The organism is Coprobacillus cateniformis, assembly GCF_009767585.1.
GTDB classification, from domain to species: domain Bacteria; phylum Bacillota_I; class Bacilli_A; order Erysipelotrichales; family Coprobacillaceae; genus Coprobacillus; species Coprobacillus cateniformis.
Window position 1 is genome coordinate 3343914 of record NZ_WSNW01000001.1, and the last position, 21546, is coordinate 3365459.

Below are 21546 nucleotides of genomic sequence, written 5' to 3' on the forward strand. Positions count from 1 at the left end.
TTGATTTCTAGTGGTATTAAAAAAAGAGAAAATGAATAATATTATTCAAAGGGAACTTTCTACTATTTTACAAACTGAAGTAAAAGATCCATCAATTGGCTTTTGTACAATTACTGGTGTTGATACAACAGCTGATTTATCAATTTCTAAAATCTATGTTTCATTCTTAAATAAAAATACTAAGAAAAGCATGGAGGCTTTAGAAAGATCTAAAGGGTTTATTCGTTCGTTATTAGCTAAGCGTTTGACAATTCGCAAATGCCCTGAACTTCATTTTGTTTTAGATACATCTTTGGAGTATGGAAATAAAATTGATAATATTATTGAGGAATTGAATGAGAAAGGTGAGTCGTAGGCTTGCCTTTTTTTATAATATACTATGTGAAATAATTGACATAGTATAATAATGAGTATAAAATATAAAAGACAATACAGAAAGAAGGAAAAAGAAAATATGTTATTAGAAGGAAAAATTGCAGTTGTCACTGGAGGAACAAGAGGAATTGGCTATGCAACAGTAAAAGCTTTTTTAGAGCAAGGAGCAAAGGTAGCGCTTTTTGGGTCAAGAGAAGAAACTGTCAAAATAGCTTTAGAAAAATTGAATGAAGAGAATGCTGATTATCCTGTCATAGGGCTGCACCCTAATTTGATGGATCCCCAAGAAGTGAAATCAGCGTTTCAAACAGTTGTTGATGAATTTGGGCGTATTGATATTCTTGTCAATAATGCTGGTATTTCACAAAGAGATAAAATATTTGATTATAATATTGAAGATTTTGAGATGATTATGAATTTGAATGTTAATGCTGTTTTTATATGTTCAAAAGAAGCAGCTTCTTTGATGAAGAATCAAGGTGGCGGAGTTATCTTGAATACAAGTTCTATGGTCTCTTTATATGGACAACCAGCTGGCGCAGGTTACCCAACATCAAAATTCGCAGTTAATGGGATGACAAAATCATTAGCACGAGAATTGGGAAAAGATCATATTCGAGTGAATGCTGTGGCTCCTGGTGTTATCAAAACAGATATGGTTGCTGCTTTACCAGATGAGGTTATCCAACCAATTATTAATACAATTCCACTAAGAAGAGTTGGAGAACCAGAAGATGTTGCGAATGCTTTTGTGTTTTTAGCGAGTGATATGGCTAGTTATATTACAGGTGTTATTTTGTCAGTTGATGGTGCAACAATGTCGTAAGAATTGGGTATACTTTTGTATACCTTTTTCTGTGTATTTTATTTGAAGATATGAAGAGAAGTGGTATAATATAACAAGGAGGACAAAATTATGAAAAAATGTATTGTGAACGGGAAAGTTATTCTACATGATGAAATTGTAGAAAAAAATATTTTTATTGAAAATGATAAAATAGTGGAAATAAGTCAGCGTCAGCCTTGCGATGAAGAAGTGATTGATGCTCATGGATTATATGTTGCGCCTGGATTTATTGATGTCCATACACATGGTCGTGCTGGAAGTGATACAATGTATCCAACTTTTGAGGATTTAAATACGATTTCAAAGGCTGCTTTAAAAACTGGTGTTACAACATTGTTGCCAACAACTATGACTATGCCTGCTGTAGATATTGCAAAAGCAGTAGAAAATCTTGCTATAAATAAAAATAAAGTTGAAGGTGCTCAGATATTAGGGACTCATCTTGAGGGACCTTTCTTCAATAAAATTTATAAAGGTGCTCAACCAGAAGAATGTATGATTCTTCCAACTGTTGAAAATTATTTATCTTTTGTAAAAGAACATCAAGATATAGTTAGAAAAATTTCAATTGCACCAGAATTAGAACATTCAATAGAATTAATTACTTATTTAAATGATAAGAACACAGTTGTATCTTTGGGACATACAAATGCAACATATGAAGAGGCTCAGGTGGCTATTGATGCAGGAGCAACTTCTGGAACACATACTTTTAATGCTATGACACCATTGACACATAGAGCACCTGGCGTTGTTGGTGCTATTATGGTGAATGATAGTGTTTATGCAGAACTTATCTTGGATGGTATTCATGTTAATTTTGCTGCAGCACAAGCTTTATTGCGTGCAAAAGGTAAAGATAAAGTGATTTTAATCACAGATTCAATAGAAGCTGCTGGATTACCTGATGGAACATATAAGCTTGGAACACAACCAGTATATGTTAAAAATGGTGAAGCAAGATTGGCTAATGGGGCATTAGCGGGAAGTATTGCTAATATGAATGATTGTGTGAGAAATGCTTTTGAGCATCTTGGGTTGACTTTAAATGAGGCTGTGAATTTAGCTAGTTATAATCCGGCACAAAGTTTAGGAGAACCATTATTAGGTGAAATTAAAGAAGGTAAGTTTGCTGATATTATTTTCTTTGATGATCGTATTAACATCCAAAAGACAATGATAAAAGGTGAAATGAAATAGGAGAATTTATTTATGACAATTTTGAAAAATGATTTGTTGGAAGTAGAATTAAATGCTAAAGGTGCAGAGATAATTAAAATTGTTGGTCAAAAGGACAATATGAATTATATGTGGAGAAGAGATCCTGTCCAATGGGCAAATAGTGCACCTATCTTATTTCCAATTGTTGGTGCTATTAATAATAATGAATGCCGTATAGATGGAAAAACCTATACAATGACGCAACATGGTTTTGCAAGGCATAATGAGTTTATGACACATCAGTTGTCAGATACGTGTGTAGAATTTGAATTGACTCCTAATGAAGATATTTTAAAACAGTATCCTTATTTATTTGATTTGAAGGTAATTTATACACTAAATCAAAATCAGCTAGAATGTCATTGCATTGTTAGGAACACAGATTCAAAAACAATTTATTTTCAAATTGGTGGACATCCAGCTTTTGCTTGTCCATTTATGGAAAATGAGTCAAGCAATGAATACTATATAGAATTTGAAAAAGATGAAACTTTAGATCAAAAAATCATTAATGTAGAAGAGCGTGGTATGTCTCATGAAACGAAACAACTCTTTGATCATGAAAGAAGATTTTTTATAAGACAAGCTCTTTTTAATAACGATGCAGTTGTTGTTAAAAATTTTCAATCGAAATGGGTTGCATTAAAGTCTATTCATCATCAAAAATCAATTAAATTTTATATGGAGAATTTTGAACACTTAGGAATTTGGGCTGCTAAACATGTAGGTGGTTTAATTGCTATTGAGCCTTGGGTTGGACATAATGATTATGTTGGATTTACAGGAGAATTTAAAGAAAAAGAAAGTATCGTTGCGCTTCCACAAAATCAGGAGTTCGAGTGTAAATTTACTGTAGAAATCAACCAATAGTGACAAAAAACTTAATTATGATTTGATATCATAGTTTTATGAAGATAAAAATAATTGAAAAAACACATGAATTAGATTTAGAAGATGCAGTTAATGATTTTATTGAGAAGGAAAATCCGACAATTCATAAAATTCATTATCAAGTTTCTATGACCTCTCACAATGGTGAACTGGAATACAGTTTTAGTTGTCTCATTGAATATTAATGATGATTTTTGCCATACTAACAATGGAGGTGAAATCATGGCTAAAGATGTAAAATGTACTGTAGAAAGTTGTAAATATAATTGTGATGGGTGTTGTGATGCAAGTTGTATTATGGTTGATAATTGTCATTGTCAACATGCAAAAGATGTTGCTGAAACAGCTTGTGACACATTTGAATTAAAATAGAAAAGGCTATTATAGCCTTTTTTCATTATGAAAAAGATGTTATAATGGACAAGGTGATATTATGAGAAAGACCATACTTTTATTGTTGTTTCTTGTTTTTTGTTCTGCATGTGCAGCATCAACACAAGAAGATAAACAATTTGAATTATATAACCAATTAAAAAAAGAGTTGATTGTTCGTGAAGATATGGATAAGGATATTCCTTGTCGTATTTCTGTGATTTTTAATCCTTTAGATAATGAATATCGTTATGATATTGTTATTGATCAAGTTCAGGAAAATATGTATGATATTATGGCAGTTGCTTATGCTCATGAGGATGATCAACAAATCTGTCCTACTATTGGGATATTTGATGAAGATACATATAGTTTAAAGGTTAATTACATAAATAAATCTGAGGGTTTTTATAAAGGGATACAATTATCTGGGAAATGTTCTCAGAAACAAACAATTAAGCTCTATTTACGTTATTTTACAGATGAGAAAAGAGAGAAAAGTGTTGAAAAATATATTGAGGTTAACGAAGAATGAGATTAGATAAGTTATTAGCCCATAGTGGTTTTGGAACAAGAAAAGAAGTTAAGGACTTTATCAAAAAAGGAATTGTCACAGTTAATGGAGAGATTGCTGAAAAAGATAAAATGCAAGTTGACCCACAAACTGATGAAGTCTGTGTCAATGGCGAAGTCATTACATATGAGGAATTTGTTTACTATATGCTCAATAAGCCTGCTGGCTATGTAAGTGCAACAGAAGACAATCTTTACCCAACTGTTGTTGATTTAATTGATGATTATTATCGAGATGATTTATTTCCAGTAGGAAGGTTAGATGTTGATACGGAGGGATTATTGTTGATAAGCAATGATGGTGTGTTGGCACATCAGTTATTATCACCGAAAAAACATTGTCCAAAAGTTTATTATGCAAAAATTAATGGAATTGTTACAAATCAGGATGTAGAAGCTTTTTTTAATGGAATAACTATAGATGACTATCAATGTCAAAGTGCTGAATTAAAGATTCTTAGTACAAGTGCTACAACAAGTGAAATTGAAGTCACTATCTATGAAGGGAAATTTCATCAGGTGAAAAAAATGTTTATAGCAGTAGGAAAAGAAGTGACATATTTAAAGAGAATTCGAATGAAAGATCTGTGTTTAGACAATTCTTTACAGCTCGGAGAATATCGTCATTTAACTGATGAAGAATTAGATAGATTAAAGGTATAAATTGTGATACAATAATATAAAAATTGGAGGAAAATATGCGTTTAAGAAATAACCCTAAAGCAAATGAGATTTTAGAAAATCACAAAGATGTTGTTGTGTTAAATACAAAAGAACACAAAGGTCATTGGAGAAATATCTTTGATAATGATAATCCTATATTTATTGAAATAGGTATGGGAAAAGGTGATTTTATTATAGAAAATGCCAAACAATATCCTAATATTAATTTTATTGGAGTTGAGAAATTTCCAAGTGTCATAGTAGGAGCACTTAAGAAGTATGATGATTCATCATATGATTTAAAAAATCTAAGATTTATGAAAGAAGATGCATTATTTTTAAATGAAGTCTTTGCAGATAATGAAATTAGTCGTATATACTTAAATTTCAGTGATCCTTGGCCTAAGAAAAAACATGCCAAGAGAAGGCTAACTTCTCATACATTTTTGCCAATATATCAAAAATTATTGAAGCCAGATGGAGAGTTAATATTAAAGACAGATAATCGAATATTGTTTGAATTTTCTTTAATATCGTTTCAACAATTTCACATGGATTTTCATGATATTTGCTTGGATTTGCATCACAGTGATGGATATGAAGATAACATTCAGACAGAATATGAAAGAAAGTTTTCACCATTTGGACCTATTTATAGAATTGTAACAACATTTAAAGGAGAGTAACTATGAATAACTTGTTAGAATTAAGTGATTTAGAATCATATGATAAGGCCACACAAGGAAAAGCTATAATGGTTTTTTCAACAACTTGGTGTCCGGATTGTCATTTTTTAAAAACTTTTATTGATAAATTAGTGGAAGAAAATAGGGATTGGACATTTTATTACATAGATAGAGATAAAATGGTTGACTTATGCATTGATTTAGATATTATGGGAATTCCATCTTTTATTGCTTATAAAGATGGTCTGGAAGTTTCGCGTTTCGTTAATAAATTGAGAAAAACACAATCTGATATACAAGCATTTATTGATGCAATAGAAGAATAGGTGGGATAAAATGAACTTACATGCTTTTTATAATTCAAAATATATTGGTGATGATTTGCTGATACGCTTATGTTCGCAAAGAGAAGTGACTCATTATCAGCAATATCATGATCTTTGTGTGCTATATCATCATGATCAAGTGATTGGATATAATCTTTTTCATGCATCTACATATATATCTTCATTACAAGATGGAAAAGTCAAAATAACACCTGAATTTGTTGAGCAGTTAAATCGGGTTTTAAAAAATGAAAATCAAGAATTGGTTGAAAGTGATTATGATGATAGATTCAGAGTTGGGAGGGTTATTCAAATTGAAGAACATCCCGATTCTGATCATATGCATATTTGCCAGGTCGATACTGGAGATGAAACTTTACAAATTGTATGTGGTGCACCCAATGTTGCTTTGAATCAATTGGTTGTTGTTGCTAAAAATGATGCAGTTATGCCATCTGGTTTAATAATTAAACCATCTTCTTTGCGTGGTGTTGAATCTCATGGTATGCTTTGTTCAGCAAAAGAACTTGCTTTGCCAAATGCTCCACAAGTACGTGGTATATTGATTTTAGATGAAAATGACTATCAAGTCGGAAATCCATTTTTTAAATAGGAGGTAAAATATATGTTTAAGAAATTTTTTATGAAAGATGAAGAAGAGGAAGAAGTTTATGAAACGGTTGATCCTGTCTTAGAACAAAGGCGTAAAGAGAAATTTAGCACCCCTCTCATTTATAATGAGGAAGAAGAGGAAAAGAAGCAAGAAGAAAAGAAAGAGGTTAAAAAAACTGAACCTAAGAAATTCATACCTCCTGTGAGTGAATCAACTTATCACATGAGTGAAATTATTTCACCTATTTCTGGTATAAAAGAAAGCAGAAAGCCAGAGGTACATGTTTCTAAGCCTAAACCTAAAAAAATAAAAAAAGATACTGATCATTTGATTCCTATTATTAGTCCTTTTTTTGGTCCAGCAGACGAACAAGAAGAAAAAGAAATTGAAGTTAAAGCTAAAATGGTCAAAGAAGAACCTAGTGTTGAACAAAATTTAAGAAATATTGCTAAAATTGTAGAAGAAGAACAAGATCAATTAAAAATTATTGAAGAACGTACAGGTGAATTTAAATTAGATTTGAATAAAGAAGATGAAGATTCGTTTATTGATGAAATTGAAGACTCTATGAGTTTAGATGAATTAATGAGTCTTTATGAAAAGAAATTTAAAGATTAATGAGAGGTATAGGGGTAGATATTGTTGATCTTGATCGATTAGATATTGATAATTTGCATTTTGTAGAACGTATATTAACGGTTGAAGAATATCAAATCTTTCGCATGATTCATACTCAGCAAAGAAAGCTAGAGTTTTTAGGTGGTCGCTTTGCAGGTAAAGAGGCTTATCTAAAAGCTCATCATACAGGCCTAGGTGGCATAGATTTTCATGATATACAGATACTTAATGATGAAACTGGTTGTCCTTATTTGAATGATAAAAAAGCACATATATCAATTTCTCATGAAAAAAAATATGCAATTGCATTCGTTGTATTAGAAGAGTAAAGCGTAAGCTTTACTCTTTGACGCTTAGATTGAAAGTAATACCAATTTCACTTGTGTCTTTTTTGTAAACTTATTGTTATATTTAATTCAAAGTCACACGAATTGGACTCTTGTATGCTGCCATATCAAGATATTTTTCAATATATAATTGTTGGTACTATTTTAAATATGTAAACAGGCTATAGAAATTCAGTTAACACTTATTATAGTTGTAATCATCACATTGACAATGAACTTATTATTTAATACTATAAAGATAGAAAGAGGTATCATAATAAATATTAATAAAAAGTGGGTGAAATTGATTGATATGAACCTTTGATAATCATTAGTTGTAATCTTACAATATGAATTTGAAAGAGAGGGGATAGTATGAATAAGCGCATTGTTTTAATAATTGTTTTATCTTTGTTATTTGTTTTTTGGCTATTATGTGTGGGATTTCCTAGACATATGGGAAATTCATATTCGTCAGTCAAAGCGTTCGAACTCAGTACAGGAAGGCATTTTTATGATTTTTATGCTCCAGAATATTATTTAGATCAGACATCAAAGAAACAAACTCTTAGTGCAATAAATTATGTGAAGATTTGGTATCAAGGAAGTGTAGATAATGATTACAGCATGCAATTTCAAGTTAATAATAGTTTAGAGGTGAGTTATTCGGTATCAGAGTTTACTAAAGATGAATTTGAAAAAATAGAAGCAGAATATGAATTGATAGATAAAGATTTTAATATCTATTATTGTTTTGACAGTTCTGGTGTTTACGTGGCAGCTCATAACAATAATGAAAAGAGTATAATAAGAATTAGGATAAACAATTCGCAAATAGATACAGAGTTAGATAAAATGAAAACTATTGTTTATGAAATTATGAAGGACAGCATAAAATTAAATGAAGAAAATCATTAAAGTAAAGAGAATGTAAAATGCTTAATGGCTTTCATATATGCTTTTACAATATCTTTAAGCATGATCACAGTGAAAGTGGAAAATTGTACATATAACATAAAATTTATTGATACAAATGAATAAACTTTTATAGTTAAAATAAATAATAATGTAGAAGAGATTAAATATATGAAAATATTATAGATTCAGAGATGATGGGAGAATTATAAATCGTTACTGAAATGAGCTTTCTTATAACGGGGATATCTAAGATATCCCTTGTTTTATATTGTAAAGATTATAAATGTTATTTTTTAAATTTAAAATAAGTCTATTAAAATATATCTAAATAATGAATTTTGGACTTATATTTGCGACTTATTGATGAAAAAAGTTTCTTTTTTTGATAAATTGAGAACCAAAATGTATAAATATGCTGTAATAATAGGAAAAATGGAGAATTTGGTCATTTGTTTGTCTTCCTTTATAATGAAGAAGAGGAGGAGAAAACTATGTTTAATGAAATCATTGTTATAGGGAGGTTGGCAAATAAGCCTGTTATGAGAGAAACACAAAATGGTATAAAACTGGCAACAATTGTCCTAGATATTGAAAGACCTTATAGAAATAATTTAGGTATCAATGATCATGACTACATTACATGTGTGCTTTGGAAAGGTATTAGCCAGCAAGTCATGGATTGCTGTGATATTGGAAGCTTTTTAGGGGTTAAAGGGCGATTACAATCAAGGACATTTGAATCTGCTGATAATCAATCAATGACTGTCATGGAAGTGAAAGTCGAACATGTTGAATTTTTTGATAAATATTTTATAAAAAAGTAGTATTAATACTACTTTTTTGTTTCTTTTTTAATAATAATTGTGTAAAATAGATAAAGTAAAAAGAAAGGAGTTTGATTATGAAAATAGATCAATCACATATTAGAAATTTTTCTATTATTGCGCATATCGATCATGGAAAGTCTACTTTGGCTGACAGAATTTTACAATTAACAGGTGCTGTTAGTGATAGGGAAATGAAAGAACAACTCCTTGATAGTATGGATTTAGAAAGAGAACGTGGAATTACAATTAAATTGAATGCTGTTCAATTAACATATACTGCTAAAAATGGGGAAACATATTTATTGCATCTTATTGATACACCGGGACATGTCGATTTCACATACGAGGTATCTCGTTCATTAGCAGCTTGTGAGGGAGCAGTTTTGGTTGTTGATGCTGCTCAAGGCGTAGAAGCACAAACCTTAGCTAATGTTTTCTTGGCATTGGATAATGATTTAGAGATTTTACCAGTAATTAATAAAATTGATTTACCGAGTGCTGATCCACAACGTGTCATTCAAGAAATCGAAGATATCATTGGATTGCCCGCAGATGAAGCACCTTTGATTTCTGCTAAGACAGGATTGAATGTTATTGATGTTCTAGAAGACGTTGTTAAAAATGTTCCAGCTCCTCGAGGTGATGTGAGTCATCCGACTCAGGCATTGATATTTGACTCTCTTTATGATAGTTATCGAGGTGTTATTGTTTTTGTATGTGTTAAAGAGGGTAAAATTAGTGTTGGAGATCAAATTAAATTTATGGCAAGTCATGCAATTTATGAAGTTGTAGAACTTGGTGTAAGAAATCCTAAAGAAGTTAAAAAAGATTCTTTGGTCACTGGAGAAGTTGGATGGATTGCTGCTTCAATCAAATCTATCCAAGATGTTCATGTTGGGGATACAATTACAACACTCTCACAACCTGCACAGACACAATTGCCAGGATATCGTCGTCTAAATCCAATGGTTTATTGTGGACTTTATCCAGTTGATAATGCAAGATATAAGGATTTAAGAGAAGCTTTGGAGAAAATGAAATTGAGTGATTCGTCACTGATTTTTGAACCTGAAACATCACAGGCATTAGGATTTGGATTCAGATGTGGTTTTTTAGGTCTGCTGCATATGGATGTTATTGAAGAACGATTGGAAAGAGAATTTGATTTAGAATTAATCGCTACAGCTCCTTCAGTTGTTTATCATTGTTATTTAACTGATGGTTCAATGTTGGAAATTGATAATCCTGCATCGTTACCAGGGCCACAGAAAATTGATCATATAGAGGAACCATATGTAAAAGCATCGATTATGACACCTCATGAATATGTTGGACCTATTATGGAACTTTGCCAATCTAAGCGTGGAGAATATATGGATATAGAATATATTGATGATTTGCGTCGTAATGTTATTTATATGATTCCATTAAGTGAAATAGTCTATGATTTCTTTGATAAATTAAAATCTTGTACAAAAGGATATGCATCTTTTGATTATGAATTTGATGATTATCGTACAAGTAAATTGACGCGTATGGATATTATGCTAAATGGTGATGTTGTTGATGCTCTTTCAACAATAGTTCACAAAGACTTTGCTTATAATCGCGGTCGTATTATTTGTGAAAAATTAAAGGAAATTATTCCTAAACAAATGTTTGAAGTTCCTATTCAAGCTGCTCTACAAGGGAAAGTGATAGCAAGAACAAACATTAAGGCAATGCGTAAGAATGTTTTGGCTAAATGTTATGGTGGGGATATTTCACGTAAGAAAAAACTTTTAGAAAAACAAAAAGAAGGGAAAAAGCGTATGAAGGCTGTTGGGAGTGTAGAAATTCCTCAAGAAGCTTTTATGGCTATACTTTCTGTTGACGATGATTAATCCATTTAACTAATGAAGGTCTCTTAGCCATCTATGAACAGGTGGCTATTTTTATGTTGTTCATTTTTATTGTATATTTAAAAAATATACGTTAAGTAACTGTCAATTTTATTGTGGTTATAATTCACTGTATTCAATTTCTTAAGAATGAATTAAGAAAATTTGTGAAATTCTCTTTTTCTTTTGGGTTGATTTACTTTCAATATCGTTTATAATATAATAGGTCATGGAGGTGCATGAAATGAGTTTTTGGAAAAAGAATCAGATCAGATTTGATGGTAAAAAAGAAGTAGAAACAAGGCTTAAAAATCAAACTGATCATGTTATCTCTAGAAGATTTAAAATATTAATGGTTGGTGTGGCGATTGGTGGTGCAATCTTATTGATTCGTTTGTTTATGACACAAATTGGACAAAAAGATTATTATGCAACTAAACTTTCTCAATACAATACAAGTATATTTACAAGTGATACTTTTAGAGGAAATATTTATGATAGAAATTATAACAGACTTGTTTATAATAAAAATATCAATTGTGCAACATATTATGCTGTCAAGAATATTCAACCTGAAGAAATTGAGGTTATTATTAATTTTTTAATTAATAATGTAACAGTTGATATAAGCGATGTAAAACCGCGTGATAAAAAAGATTATCTTATAAAAAAAGATGAAGAATTTGTGAAGAGTCTTTTGACTGCTGAAGAATTAAAGCAGGATTCTGATACTGTTTATAAATTACAGATTGAGCGTATTACTGATGAAATGGTTAATCAGAGGTTGACTGAAAATGATATAAAATATTATATGCTATATTTTAAAATTGCAAATTGCACAAGAGGATCAACGGTGCTTTTGGAAGGACTTTCTATTAAGGAAGCAAGTATTATTGGTGAAAACTCAAGTCTTTTAAGAGGGATTAAAGTAACAAATGATTGGTCAAGAGAATATACATACAAGAACTCTTTGAATCAGGTTTTAGGGAAAGTGACAACTAAAAAACAAGGGCTTCCAGCCAATACAAAAGATATCTTATTGGCAGAAGATTATAACAATGATGCGCGTGTAGGTGTTAGTGGGCTTGAAGCTCAATATGAACATATTCTCAGTGGTGACAATGCAAAATATTCTATCTCCTATGATAGAAATGGAACGCCAATTGTTCAACCGGTTTCTAGTGGCTCTAAAGGAAGTAATATGCGTATAACTATTGATTGGGAACTACAGGAAATTTTGAATAAAGAAATTGAAGATTTTTTAAAAAACAGGTCAGGTGGTCCTAACAATAATCATATTTTTATTACTTTAATGGATCCAAATAGTGGTGAAATTGTTGCTATGGCAGGGAAAAAACGTGATACAAAAACTGGCGAAATTAGCGATTTTGCAGCTGGAAACTATCTTTATGCATATGCTATTGGATCCACATTTAAAGGTGCAACAATATATACGGCATTTAAAGAAAATTTAATTACAAAAAACACATATTTTAATGATACTGCTGATGGGATTCAAATCAAAGGAACTCCTGTTAAACGATCATGGAATAAGAGTGGTCTTGGGCGCTTAAATGAGATACAGGCATTGGCCCAGTCTTCAAACGTCTATATGTTCTATGTTGCTATTAAACTAGGCGGTGGTGTTTATGTTCCTCGTGAAACTCTCAATATTGATCCCAAGGCATTTGATATTTTGCGTAAGGATGCTGGTGAATTAGGTTTGGGTGTTAAAACTGGTTTAGATGTTCCTAAAGAAGAATTGGGGTATCGTGGAGATGTTACTAAACGTCAAGGCGGGAACTTACTTGACTTTGCAATTGGTCAATATGATACATATACGCCAATGCAGATGGCTCAATATGTTTCAACTATAGCCAATGGTGGAAAAAGAATTCAACCACATTTGTTTATGGATTCGTTTACTGAAACAGAAGAGGGAGAAAAGATTTCTCTTCTTCAACATAAAGTGAAAGTTCTTGATGATGTTTCAAGTTATACATTAGCTTTTGAACGTGTTCAAACTGGCTTTAGAGAAGGGTGTGTCTCAGGATTAGCTAAAAGTATTAATGGATCATATCAAGCGGCTGGTAAGACTGGTACAGCACAGGTTATGATCAAGGGTGAAGAATATCAGAATCGTGCTTTTGTTGGTTATGCTCCATATGATAATCCTCAAATTGCAGTTGCTTGTATGTCAGATACACAAACAAGAACATCAACGAGTGCATGTAATGGTTTATCAAAAACTGCTTTTACAAAATACTTTGAGAAATATGGAGTAAAAAGTGAATAAAATTGTAGCAATTTTCTAAACTTTATGCTATTATAGTATGGCGAAGTCATGATGGAGGTGTAAAAATGAGAGAAAACATCATTTTAAAATGTACTGAATGTGGTGAAGAAAACTACATTAATACTAAGAATAAAAGAAATCATCCAGATCGAATGGAAGTAAAAAAATATTGTTCAAGATGTAATAAAAAAACAACTCATAAAGAAAAGAAATAAGCCAATTGGCTTTTTTTCTTTAGGGAAAAGGAGATTGTCATGATAAAGAAACTTATTTTAGGTATGATGCAAACCAATTGTTATGTTGTATATAATAGTGAAAAAGAATGTATTGTTATTGACCCGGGGGCTAATGGTCAAAAAGTGGCTAAATTCATTGATGAAAATGAATTATTTCTTAAAGCCATTTTGTTAACTCATGGGCATTTTGATCATGTGGGTGCTGTTGATTATTTATATAGTAAATATAAATGTTCTATTTACACTCATAAAGAATCAATAGAATTGATGAGAGATGCTCAATTGAATCTATCTTTTTATGAAAAGTCATTTACTGTTGATTCACCTATCCAGGAAGCACATGATAAGATGGTGTTAGCAGGATATGAGATTCGATGGTTGTTGTTAGAGGGACACTGTCAAGGGAGTAGTATGATTTACATTCCTTCTGAAAATGCCTTAATGAGTGGAGATGTTTTGTTTGCTGGATCTATTGGGCGTTATGATTTTCCTACATCTTCACATTTACAGACAAAAAAATCATTAGAACAAATTAAAGAATTTACGTTTGACGCAAGGCTATTACCAGGTCATGGTGAAGAAAGTACACTGAAATATGAACAACAGAATAATCCTTATTTAAAGTCATAATAAAAAATTATGACTTTTTTTCATAAAAAAGAAGAAAAATCAAAAATAAATGAGAATATATATATTAGGAGGGTAATTATGGAAGAACTATTTGACAAAATGTTTTATAGAGCATTGAAAAGAAAGGCCACTGATATTCATCTTGTTCTCAAAGAGCAATTGAGTATTCGATTTCGAATTTTTGGAGATTTAAAGAAATATGAGGATATTGATAAGGTCATTGGCAGAAAATTGATGAATTATATTAAATATAAGTCTTCAATTAATACCAATTATAAATTATTGCCTCAAACTGGTGACTTTTCAGTAATAGTACATCAAAAAGAATTTTTTCTAAGAGTATCTTATTTGCCATCACAAGAATTTGAAAGTATCGTTATTAGAATTCTAAACAATCATAAGGTCCTCAAAATTAATGAATTAACTTATCTTAAAAACATTCAAGATTTTTTGTATTGGTTAACCAGACAATCAACAGGTTTGTTTTTGATAGGTGGTGCAACTGGCTCAGGAAAATCAACAACACTTTATACTGTTTTAAAGGAAATTATACGACTACATAACAAAAATATCATTACTATTGAAGATCCTATAGAAATGCATCTTCAGGATTGTTTACAAATTGAATTAAATGAGACATTGGGGATTACTTACCATAATACATTGAAACAAATTTTGCGTCATGATCCAGATGTTATCATGATAGGAGAAATAAGAGATGAACAAACTGCAAAAATAGCCATTACATGCGCATTAACAGGACATCTTGTATTAACAACTATCCATGCTAGTAATGCTCCTTTGTTATTAAAGAGATTGATGAATTTGGGGATATCCCAAGTTGATATAATTGATGTGGTCATTGGCGCTATATCACAAAAAATGATATATGATAAGGAAAATGAAAGAGTGATTGTTCTTTCAGAATTAATGAACCAATTAGAGATTAAAAACTATTTAGAGAAGGATTGTCTTAACTATATTAATTTTTCTGATCAGGCTGAACAACTTATATCTCAGGGATTTTCATCTGATTTGTTTATTGAGGAAGCTTATGAATAAGGATTATATGTTTCTTAAAAATTTTTATACACTTTTAAGTAGTCATTATACGGTTGAAGAATCACTGATTATTTGTAAACATATTTTAAATCATCCGGCTATTCCATATATGAATAATGAACTTCAAAAAGGAATGGATTTAGAAAATATTATATTAAATGCTGAACTGCCAGAATTATTTAAAGAATATTTCTATTTTTTTAAAAACAAGAAATGTTTATCAGAAGCCATTGAAAAAAGCTTAGATATTTGCACATCATTACAAAATTATCAAAATCAATTAAAATCGAAGCTAACTTATCCTCTTATTCTTATTGTGTTTTTATTTCTTTTTTCTGTTTTTGTAGTTTTTATTTTATTGCCTAATGTTAATCAACTTTTTATTTCATTTCAAATTGAAAAGACATTATGGATTCAGGTGGCATTTATTTCATTTTATTTGATTCCTTTTTTGATAATTGTATTGGGTATAGCTGTTGTTTATTTGTTAACAAAATTAATAATAGCACTTAAGAAAAAGTCATTTCGTATTATTGAATGGTACTTAAAATTGCCATTGTTTAAGGTGTTTTTACAGAAATATTTTTCACTTAAATTTGCTACATACTATCAGGAATTACTCACTGAGGATATGGATAGTGCAAGAATTATTAAACTTTTAAATGAACAGATGAATCATAGTGATTTAAAAATTGTTTTATATGAAATGAATAATCGTTTGCAAGAGGGAGAAACATTAGAAGATATTCTTGTGGACTTTGAATATTTAGATCCTTTGTTTCTTAGTTTTTTTCAAATGTATATGAAAAATCCTACACAACATGATTCATTAATATATTATATACAATTAACTTATGATCAGATAGATTTGTGGATTGCTAGTTTTCTAAAATATCTAATACCCTCTATTTATAGTTTTGTGGCAGTTTTTGTAATAACGATTTATATATCTATTATTATTCCGATGATGAATATTATCTCTGAAATTTAGAAAGGAAGGGTTTATATGAACAAAAAAGGTTTTACATTAATTGAAATGATATTTTGTATTAGCGTTATCTTAGTTATTCTCTTATTAGTTATTCCAAACGTGACATCAAAAAATACAGTTGTTAAAAATAAAGGGTGTGATGCTCAAATTGAAGTTGTCAATTCTCAAATATTATTGTATGAAATAGAGAATGGAGAATTACCAACAAGTATTTCTGATTTAACAGGTGGGACACATCCTTATTTGACTGAAAAGCAAGGAATATGTCCTAATGGAAAAAGCATTTCAATTGATGATGGTCAAGCATATGTTGACGAATAGAGGTTTTACATTGGTGGAAACACTATTTGTTTTATTTATTATTTGTATGCTCTCTTTGCTCACAATGACATTGCATCTACCAAATAAGAATAATCAAGTCATTATTCAAGAAATAACAGAATTTTTAAATCAAGCAAAATTGGAAGCGATCGTTTCAAAAAAAACTGTTACAGTTCAATTTTTAAAAGATAAGGTCCTCTGGAAAACGACTGATAAAGAAAAAAACTATCAATTAAGTGAAAACACTTATTTTGATTCATACAAAATGACTTTTAATTCGGCTGGTCATATTAAAACTGCAAAAACTGTTACATATCATACTTTGCAACAGGATTTTCAGTTTGTATATCAAGTTGGTAGTGGGTGCTTTTATGTTCAATAATAAAGGCTCCACTCTGATTGAAAGTTTGTTGGCTTTTGAAATATTTATATCAGTATTAATTGTGTTAATAACATCATTGACAACTATATATAATCATGAATTAAGATTGAAAGAAAATTATACTAAAATTTTGGAGAAGGAGGAGGTATTATTAGAAAAAGAAGATTTTATAGGTTTAATCGAAGAGGTTTTACATTAGTTGAGGTTCTTTTATCTTTGTCAATTACAATGATTATTGTATTGTCATTAACAGGTTTTTATCGTATAATTGCTCACTCGAATCAAATATCTTCTTATGATGAGGATATCTATATTGCTGCCAAACAGGTGAGTCAGTATGCTATAGGGAGTTGTTATGAAGAAGTTGATGATTCTTATACATATTATAATTTTGAACAAGAGGAGGTAACTTTTGAGCTCAACAATAGACGACTTGTAAAAACTCCTGGATTTGAAATTATGTTGACGAATATTGATAACTTATATTTTGTTATAGAAAATAATAATATATATATGAATATTGAAAGAAGCGAAAGAGAATATCGTTTTTTGGTTAACTATGCAAAAGAAAAAGAGGAGGAAGATATTCCTGATGAAGAACTTGAATAATCGTGGATCAATTCTTCAGATCGTTTTGGTTATTTTTCTTGTTATTATTTTTGTTATAACGACATGTCTTATGACAATGCAATTCAATGTTAGTAATTACAAATTAGTGGATTTAATGATGAAACAGAAGAATCTTGAAATTAACCTTATTGCATATTATGTTGATCAAATGGAAAATGATATTTTATTAAGCGATGATTATGAAGAATCAGGATATCATATTTATAACCAAATTGATGATTTGGGAACAGTCTATGATATTACAACATATGTAGAGTCAAAAGAAATGAATTATAGTTTTTTCGTTCAAATAAGTATGGAAAATTTTAGGGTTTTAAAATTTGAATATAGGGAGGTGTAACCATGTTTTATTTTATTATGGCATTATTAATAATAAGTTTTATATTAACATATTTAAGGCAAAAACGTTATCAAGATAATCGTGATATGCAATTCAAACTTCGTATGGCAAGTTTTATATTATTGTTGCTTGTGGCATATTTTACATTTTTTGTAGCATAGAATAAAAGAAAAAGCACAAAAATAAAGCGAATATGGTATACGTGTTATTTTTTATTTTACATATTCATAGAAATTTGTTATAATTCTAAAGGAAATTATACAAAGGAGAGATTGATTATGATTAATGTTGGTGATTTAAGACCAGGTATGACTTTTCAATATGATGGCAACTTATATGTTGTTCTAGAATACTCACATAATAAAACTGCACGTGCAGCTGCAAATATTAAAGTGAAAATGAAAAACATGAGAACTGGTTCTACAACTGAAGTTACATTTGGAAATAGTGAAAAAGTTGCTAAAGCACATATTGAAAAAAGAAAAATGCAATATCTATATGATAGTGGAGATATGTTAGTTTTTATGGATAATGAGACATATGACCAAATTGAAATACCTAGTGATCGTTTACAATGGGAATTAAATTTCTTAAAAGCTTCTGATGAAGTGGAAGTTACAAGTTTTGAAAATGAAGTTTTAGGAGTGCAATTACCAGTAAATGTTGCTTTTACAATTACAGAAACTGAACCAGCTGTGAAAGGTGATACTGCAACAGGTGCATCTAAAAATGCGACAATTGAGACAGGATTTCAAATTAAAGTGCCATTATTCATCAGCGAAGGTGAAAAAGTTATTGTTAATACTGAAGATGGTAAATATCAAGGAAGAGCGTAAGCTCTTTTTTTCATATTTTTAAATGTTTATTCATATAGTGTAGAAGACAAAGGAGAATGGGATATGAATAAACAAGCTTTTACTTTTTTAACACTCTTTAGTTTGATATTAGTGTTGTCTATTTATTACATTATGTTACCACCAAGTTCTAATCAAGAAGTTGTCACCAATACACAAACAACAATTGAACAATTGCAACAACAATTAAATAAAAAAAGAGATGATATCATTGCTAAAAACAATGAGATTATTGCTAAAGAATCAAGTACATCAGATTCTATCAATGAAGCGCTTGAAACAATTAGTGAAACGAAAAACCTTGGTGAAAAAGAAAAGAGTATTGTTGCAAAGATTAAAGAACTTGGATATCAAGATGTTTATGTTGAAATAGACAATCAAACAATTAAAGTAACTGTTTTAAAGAAAGATGCAACACAAAGTGATGCTTCAAAAGTTATCAAAGAAGTTTTAAAGTTGGTAGGAGATAATTATCAAGTTGAAGTCAAATTTATTAGTGAATAACCTTGTAATTTTATGACTTTTTATATACAATAGAGTATAGAAAAGAGGTAATATTATGGCACATAATGAATACTATACATTTGATCAAGGAACTGTGAATGGAAAGATTTTAATGAATATTCAAGTCTTTGATGAAATTACTAAGAAAACTGTAAGTGAAATGAAAAATGTTTCTTTAGATACATCTAAAGGTATTCAAATTCCTGGAACAAAAGCAGTTGTTTCTTGTTCAATTAAGGATAACGAAGTTTATGTATGCATTCATGTTCGTTTGAAATATGGTGTGAATGTGTCTAAAATGACAAGAGAAATACAAGAAAAAATTGCAACTTCTATTAAACAAATGACAGGCGTTTTAGTTAAACATGTTGATATTGAAGTTGATAATATTGATTTCTAGCAACAAAAGTAAGAATATGCATTCTTACTTTTCTTTTGTTTATTTTTATCGTTATTTGTGGTAGAATAAGTTATATTTAGAGAGTGTGGAGGCATTTTGATTTTATGGAAAAAACACGAAGACAAATCGCTAGAGAAAAAGCAACTATTGGAGTTTATCAGAATCTTTTGGTTGATAGTTCTCTTGAAGATATTTTAACTTTTTTGAGCGAAGAAAAAACATTGACAAAAAGTGAAGAGACAATGGCATTTAGTCGTTGGTTAGTAGAAACAACTCTTCAAAATAAAGAATCATATCAAACTTTGATAGAAAAACATTTAAAGAAGGGTTGGAAATTCGAACGTTTGAGTATGATGGAAAAAGCTATTTTAATGATTGCTGCCTGTGAGTTATTAGAGTCTGATTTACCTAAAACTATCGTTATTAATGAAGCAGTTTTAAATGCTAAGAAATTCTGTGATGATGATTCTTACAAATTCATTAATGGTGTATTAGGTCAAATTATTTAATGGAAAGACAATACATAAGTGTTTTTGCTTTAAATAAGTATATTAAGGCAAAGATGAATCAAGATGTTTCTTTGCAAAATGTTTATATTAAAGGAGAAATTTCAAATTATAGGCCACATCCTAGTGGTCATCTTTATTTCACTTTAAAAGATGAGAATTCCAGGGTAAGTGCAATTATGTTTGCATCTGCCGCCCGTAAGATGAGTTTTCAAATTGAAAATGGTATGCAAGTTTTTATTCATGCGAGCGTTTCAGTATATGAGGCTTCTGGACAATATCAACTTTATGTTCAAACAATTCAACAGGATGGTATAGGAAACCTTTATCTGCAATATGAAGCACTAAAAAGAAAATTGGAAAAAGAGGGACTCTTTGATCTAAAGTATAAGCAATCTATTCGTTCTTTCCCTAAAGGAATTGCAGTTTTGTCAGCTAAGCAAGGTGCTGCTGTACAAGATATTGTTCGAACAATACATTTACGATTTCCTTTTGCAAAAGTCATTGTTTTTCCAATACCTGTTCAGGGTAAAAATGCTTATTTACAGATTATTGAAACTTTAAAACAAGTTGATACCTTAGGCTTTGATACAATTATTTTAGCAAGAGGTGGTGGCTCTATTGAAGATTTATGGAATTTTAATGAAGAAGATTTAGCACGTTGTGTTTTTGCATGTCAAACACCTATTATAACAGGCATTGGACATGAAACTGATTTTACAATTTGTGATTTTGTCAGTGATTATCGTAGTGCGACTCCAACAGCTGCAGCGGTGAAAGCAACACCTGATCAAAAAGAACTGAGAGTATATCAAGAAAACTTACAAAGACAATTGTTATATAAAATGAAACATCGCCTAGATGTACAAAGACAATACTTATCTCGTTTACAACAATCTTATTACTTAAATAATCCAGAAGTGATTTATTCTCATGAGTTTTTAAGATTGACTAAATTGCAGGATAAGTTGTCATATCAATTTAAAGTTTTTGATATGCGAGTGTATCAACAACTAGCAAGTTATCAAACCGAACTTAAAAATCAAATAGATTTGAAATTACAGGCATATGAACATCAATTGCATCAACATATTACAACTTTAGATGCATTGAGTCCACTGAAGGTTTTACAAAGAGGTTATACACTCATTCAAAAAGAAAAAACTATGATTAAGAAATCAAAAGATTTAAAATCTGGAGATATTATTGATATTCAATTTCAAGATGGTCATCAAAAAGCAGAGATTAAGTAGGTGAG

At 30.1% G+C, this 21546-nt stretch carries 31 protein-coding genes and 1 pseudogene; all 32 read left to right on the plus strand.

The genetic code is table 11. The annotated features are described in order from the left end of the window. Positions 1–10: 10 nt before the first annotated feature. The 32 genes and pseudogenes from rbfA (at position 11) to xseA (ending at position 21541) form a co-directional block, all read left to right on the plus strand. Positions 11–355, plus strand: a complete 345-nt coding sequence (gene rbfA / locus GQF29_RS16515) for a 30S ribosome-binding factor RbfA (RefSeq protein ID WP_008789721.1) — start codon at positions 11–13, stop codon at positions 353–355. Positions 356–454: 99 nt separating this feature from the next. Beyond that, complete coding sequence (locus GQF29_RS16520; protein ID WP_008789720.1) at positions 455–1201, plus strand: SDR family NAD(P)-dependent oxidoreductase; 747 nt, start codon at positions 455–457, stop codon at positions 1199–1201. A 90-nt stretch (positions 1202–1291) separates the two neighbouring features. Then, a complete protein-coding gene (gene nagA, locus GQF29_RS16525) occupies positions 1292–2422 on the plus strand; it encodes an N-acetylglucosamine-6-phosphate deacetylase (RefSeq protein WP_008789719.1) in 1131 nt (376 codons plus the stop codon). Positions 2423–2434: 12 nt separating this feature from the next. Beyond that, positions 2435–3313, plus strand: a complete 879-nt coding sequence (locus GQF29_RS16530; protein ID WP_008789718.1) for an aldose 1-epimerase family protein — start codon at positions 2435–2437, stop codon at positions 3311–3313. Between the two features lie 38 nt (positions 3314–3351). Next, positions 3352–3519, plus strand: coding sequence for a sporulation protein Cse60 (locus GQF29_RS16535; protein ID WP_008789717.1), 168 nt, complete (start codon positions 3352–3354; stop codon positions 3517–3519). 37 nt (positions 3520–3556) lie between these two features. Continuing rightward, positions 3557–3706, plus strand: coding sequence for a DUF1540 domain-containing protein (locus GQF29_RS16540; protein ID WP_008789716.1), 150 nt, complete (start codon positions 3557–3559; stop codon positions 3704–3706). A gap of 61 nt (positions 3707–3767) precedes the next feature. Beyond that, positions 3768–4241 (plus strand): hypothetical protein, encoded by a 474-nt coding sequence (locus GQF29_RS16545; protein WP_008789715.1) that lies wholly within the window; start codon positions 3768–3770, stop codon positions 4239–4241. After that, entirely contained in the window at positions 4238–4942 is a 705-nt protein-coding gene (locus GQF29_RS16550; RefSeq protein WP_008789714.1) for a pseudouridine synthase, read from the plus strand. The genes GQF29_RS16545 and GQF29_RS16550 overlap by 4 nt, the downstream gene beginning before the upstream one ends. 35 nt (positions 4943–4977) lie before the next feature. Then, on the plus strand, positions 4978–5628 hold the full coding sequence (gene trmB / locus GQF29_RS16555; protein WP_008789713.1) for a tRNA (guanosine(46)-N7)-methyltransferase TrmB: 651 nt from the start codon (positions 4978–4980) through the stop codon (positions 5626–5628). Positions 5629–5630: 2 nt separating this feature from the next. Then, complete coding sequence (locus GQF29_RS16560; protein ID WP_008789712.1) at positions 5631–5954, plus strand: thioredoxin family protein; 324 nt, start codon at positions 5631–5633, stop codon at positions 5952–5954. A gap of 10 nt (positions 5955–5964) precedes the next feature. Then, positions 5965–6567 carry a YtpR family tRNA-binding protein gene (gene ytpR / locus GQF29_RS16565; protein WP_008789711.1) on the plus strand — a complete coding sequence of 201 codons (603 nt, stop codon included), beginning with the start codon at positions 5965–5967 and terminating at the stop codon, positions 6565–6567. Between the two features lie 12 nt (positions 6568–6579). Continuing rightward, positions 6580–7185 carry a hypothetical protein gene (locus GQF29_RS16570; RefSeq protein ID WP_017143737.1) on the plus strand — a complete coding sequence of 202 codons (606 nt, stop codon included), beginning with the start codon at positions 6580–6582 and terminating at the stop codon, positions 7183–7185. Next, complete coding sequence (gene acpS, locus GQF29_RS16575) at positions 7185–7514, plus strand: holo-ACP synthase (protein ID WP_008789708.1); 330 nt, start codon at positions 7185–7187, stop codon at positions 7512–7514. The genes GQF29_RS16570 and acpS overlap by 1 nt, the downstream gene beginning before the upstream one ends. A 372-nt stretch (positions 7515–7886) precedes the next feature. Continuing rightward, on the plus strand, positions 7887–8429 hold the full coding sequence (locus GQF29_RS16580) for a hypothetical protein (protein WP_008789707.1): 543 nt from the start codon (positions 7887–7889) through the stop codon (positions 8427–8429). Positions 8430–8920: 491 nt separating this feature from the next. Next, positions 8921–9253 (plus strand): single-stranded DNA-binding protein, encoded by a 333-nt coding sequence (locus GQF29_RS16585; protein ID WP_008789706.1) that lies wholly within the window; start codon positions 8921–8923, stop codon positions 9251–9253. Positions 9254–9330: 77 nt separating this feature from the next. Next, complete coding sequence (lepA, locus tag GQF29_RS16590) at positions 9331–11139, plus strand: translation elongation factor 4 (protein WP_008789705.1); 1809 nt, start codon at positions 9331–9333, stop codon at positions 11137–11139. 241 nt (positions 11140–11380) lie between these two features. Further along, positions 11381–13432 carry a peptidoglycan D,D-transpeptidase FtsI family protein gene (locus GQF29_RS16595; protein WP_017143736.1) on the plus strand — a complete coding sequence of 684 codons (2052 nt, stop codon included), beginning with the start codon at positions 11381–11383 and terminating at the stop codon, positions 13430–13432. 65 nt (positions 13433–13497) lie between these two features. Further along, positions 13498–13647, plus strand: coding sequence for a 50S ribosomal protein L33 (rpmG, locus tag GQF29_RS16600; protein ID WP_008789703.1), 150 nt, complete (start codon positions 13498–13500; stop codon positions 13645–13647). A 39-nt stretch (positions 13648–13686) separates the two neighbouring features. Beyond that, positions 13687–14298, plus strand: a complete 612-nt coding sequence (locus GQF29_RS16605; protein ID WP_008789702.1) for an MBL fold metallo-hydrolase — start codon at positions 13687–13689, stop codon at positions 14296–14298. A gap of 78 nt (positions 14299–14376) precedes the next feature. Continuing rightward, positions 14377–15360, plus strand: a complete 984-nt coding sequence (locus GQF29_RS16610) for an ATPase, T2SS/T4P/T4SS family (RefSeq protein ID WP_008789701.1) — start codon at positions 14377–14379, stop codon at positions 15358–15360. Beyond that, positions 15353–16351 carry a type II secretion system F family protein gene (locus GQF29_RS16615; protein WP_008789700.1) on the plus strand — a complete coding sequence of 333 codons (999 nt, stop codon included), beginning with the start codon at positions 15353–15355 and terminating at the stop codon, positions 16349–16351. The genes GQF29_RS16610 and GQF29_RS16615 overlap by 8 nt, the downstream gene beginning before the upstream one ends. A 15-nt stretch (positions 16352–16366) precedes the next feature. Next, a complete protein-coding gene (gene comGC, locus GQF29_RS16620; RefSeq protein ID WP_008789699.1) occupies positions 16367–16672 on the plus strand; it encodes a competence type IV pilus major pilin ComGC in 306 nt (101 codons plus the stop codon). After that, positions 16623–17054 carry a competence type IV pilus minor pilin ComGD gene (gene comGD, locus GQF29_RS16625; protein WP_236916456.1) on the plus strand — a complete coding sequence of 144 codons (432 nt, stop codon included), beginning with the start codon at positions 16623–16625 and terminating at the stop codon, positions 17052–17054. The genes comGC and comGD overlap by 50 nt, the downstream gene beginning before the upstream one ends. 150 nt (positions 17055–17204) lie before the next feature. Further along, a pseudogene (locus tag GQF29_RS19075) lies at positions 17205–17270 on the plus strand (prepilin-type N-terminal cleavage/methylation domain-containing protein); the annotation flags it as partial. Next, a complete protein-coding gene (locus GQF29_RS16630; protein ID WP_008789696.1) occupies positions 17271–17663 on the plus strand; it encodes a competence type IV pilus minor pilin ComGF in 393 nt (130 codons plus the stop codon). After that, on the plus strand, positions 17647–18024 hold the full coding sequence (locus GQF29_RS16635; RefSeq protein ID WP_017143735.1) for a hypothetical protein: 378 nt from the start codon (positions 17647–17649) through the stop codon (positions 18022–18024). Before GQF29_RS16630 ends, GQF29_RS16635 begins: the two co-directional genes overlap by 17 nt. A gap of 2 nt (positions 18025–18026) precedes the next feature. Further along, positions 18027–18185 (plus strand): hypothetical protein, encoded by a 159-nt coding sequence (locus tag GQF29_RS18455; RefSeq protein ID WP_008789694.1) that lies wholly within the window; start codon positions 18027–18029, stop codon positions 18183–18185. A 117-nt stretch (positions 18186–18302) separates the two neighbouring features. Then, positions 18303–18860, plus strand: a complete 558-nt coding sequence (gene efp / locus GQF29_RS16640; RefSeq protein WP_008789693.1) for an elongation factor P — start codon at positions 18303–18305, stop codon at positions 18858–18860. A gap of 63 nt (positions 18861–18923) precedes the next feature. Further along, positions 18924–19382 (plus strand): SpoIIIAH-like family protein, encoded by a 459-nt coding sequence (locus GQF29_RS16645; protein WP_008789692.1) that lies wholly within the window; start codon positions 18924–18926, stop codon positions 19380–19382. A 55-nt stretch (positions 19383–19437) separates the two neighbouring features. Then, positions 19438–19782, plus strand: coding sequence for an Asp23/Gls24 family envelope stress response protein (locus GQF29_RS16650; RefSeq protein ID WP_008789691.1), 345 nt, complete (start codon positions 19438–19440; stop codon positions 19780–19782). A 104-nt stretch (positions 19783–19886) separates the two neighbouring features. After that, entirely contained in the window at positions 19887–20291 is a 405-nt protein-coding gene (nusB, locus tag GQF29_RS16655; protein WP_008789690.1) for a transcription antitermination factor NusB, read from the plus strand. After that, on the plus strand, positions 20291–21541 hold the full coding sequence (gene xseA, locus GQF29_RS16660) for an exodeoxyribonuclease VII large subunit (RefSeq protein WP_008789689.1): 1251 nt from the start codon (positions 20291–20293) through the stop codon (positions 21539–21541). The genes nusB and xseA overlap by 1 nt, the downstream gene beginning before the upstream one ends. Positions 21542–21546: the final 5 nt, after the last annotated feature.

Excerpts from the sequence above, each read along its gene's own strand:
- GQF29_RS16520 (WP_008789720.1), top strand. The coding sequence starts at position 455 with ATGTTATTAGAAGGAAAAATTGCAGTTGTCACTGGAGGAACAAGAGGA.
- nagA (WP_008789719.1), top strand. The coding sequence starts at position 1,292 with ATGAAAAAATGTATTGTGAACGGGAAAGTTATTCTACATGATGAAATT.
- GQF29_RS16530 (WP_008789718.1), top strand. The coding sequence starts at position 2,435 with ATGACAATTTTGAAAAATGATTTGTTGGAAGTAGAATTAAATGCTAAA.
- GQF29_RS16535 (WP_008789717.1), top strand. The coding sequence starts at position 3,352 with ATGAAGATAAAAATAATTGAAAAAACACATGAATTAGATTTAGAAGAT.
- GQF29_RS16540 (WP_008789716.1), top strand. The coding sequence starts at position 3,557 with ATGGCTAAAGATGTAAAATGTACTGTAGAAAGTTGTAAATATAATTGT.
- GQF29_RS16545 (WP_008789715.1), top strand. The coding sequence starts at position 3,768 with ATGAGAAAGACCATACTTTTATTGTTGTTTCTTGTTTTTTGTTCTGCA.
- GQF29_RS16550 (WP_008789714.1), top strand. The coding sequence starts at position 4,238 with ATGAGATTAGATAAGTTATTAGCCCATAGTGGTTTTGGAACAAGAAAA.
- trmB (WP_008789713.1), top strand. The coding sequence starts at position 4,978 with ATGCGTTTAAGAAATAACCCTAAAGCAAATGAGATTTTAGAAAATCAC.
- GQF29_RS16560 (WP_008789712.1), top strand. The coding sequence starts at position 5,631 with ATGAATAACTTGTTAGAATTAAGTGATTTAGAATCATATGATAAGGCC.
- ytpR (WP_008789711.1), top strand. The coding sequence starts at position 5,965 with ATGAACTTACATGCTTTTTATAATTCAAAATATATTGGTGATGATTTG.
- GQF29_RS16570 (WP_017143737.1), top strand. The coding sequence starts at position 6,580 with ATGTTTAAGAAATTTTTTATGAAAGATGAAGAAGAGGAAGAAGTTTAT.
- acpS (WP_008789708.1), top strand. The coding sequence starts at position 7,185 with ATGAGAGGTATAGGGGTAGATATTGTTGATCTTGATCGATTAGATATT.
- GQF29_RS16580 (WP_008789707.1), top strand. The coding sequence starts at position 7,887 with ATGAATAAGCGCATTGTTTTAATAATTGTTTTATCTTTGTTATTTGTT.
- GQF29_RS16585 (WP_008789706.1), top strand. The coding sequence starts at position 8,921 with ATGTTTAATGAAATCATTGTTATAGGGAGGTTGGCAAATAAGCCTGTT.
- lepA (WP_008789705.1), top strand. The coding sequence starts at position 9,331 with ATGAAAATAGATCAATCACATATTAGAAATTTTTCTATTATTGCGCAT.
- GQF29_RS16595 (WP_017143736.1), top strand. The coding sequence starts at position 11,381 with ATGAGTTTTTGGAAAAAGAATCAGATCAGATTTGATGGTAAAAAAGAA.
- rpmG (WP_008789703.1), top strand. The coding sequence starts at position 13,498 with ATGAGAGAAAACATCATTTTAAAATGTACTGAATGTGGTGAAGAAAAC.
- GQF29_RS16605 (WP_008789702.1), top strand. The coding sequence starts at position 13,687 with ATGATAAAGAAACTTATTTTAGGTATGATGCAAACCAATTGTTATGTT.
- GQF29_RS16610 (WP_008789701.1), top strand. The coding sequence starts at position 14,377 with ATGGAAGAACTATTTGACAAAATGTTTTATAGAGCATTGAAAAGAAAG.
- GQF29_RS16615 (WP_008789700.1), top strand. The coding sequence starts at position 15,353 with ATGAATAAGGATTATATGTTTCTTAAAAATTTTTATACACTTTTAAGT.
- comGC (WP_008789699.1), top strand. The coding sequence starts at position 16,367 with ATGAACAAAAAAGGTTTTACATTAATTGAAATGATATTTTGTATTAGC.
- comGD (WP_236916456.1), top strand. The coding sequence starts at position 16,623 with ATGGAAAAAGCATTTCAATTGATGATGGTCAAGCATATGTTGACGAAT.
- GQF29_RS16635 (WP_017143735.1), top strand. The coding sequence starts at position 17,647 with ATGAAGAACTTGAATAATCGTGGATCAATTCTTCAGATCGTTTTGGTT.
- GQF29_RS18455 (WP_008789694.1), top strand. The coding sequence starts at position 18,027 with ATGTTTTATTTTATTATGGCATTATTAATAATAAGTTTTATATTAACA.
- efp (WP_008789693.1), top strand. The coding sequence starts at position 18,303 with ATGATTAATGTTGGTGATTTAAGACCAGGTATGACTTTTCAATATGAT.
- GQF29_RS16645 (WP_008789692.1), top strand. The coding sequence starts at position 18,924 with ATGAATAAACAAGCTTTTACTTTTTTAACACTCTTTAGTTTGATATTA.
- GQF29_RS16650 (WP_008789691.1), top strand. The coding sequence starts at position 19,438 with ATGGCACATAATGAATACTATACATTTGATCAAGGAACTGTGAATGGA.
- nusB (WP_008789690.1), top strand. The coding sequence starts at position 19,887 with ATGGAAAAAACACGAAGACAAATCGCTAGAGAAAAAGCAACTATTGGA.
- xseA (WP_008789689.1), top strand. The coding sequence starts at position 20,291 with ATGGAAAGACAATACATAAGTGTTTTTGCTTTAAATAAGTATATTAAG.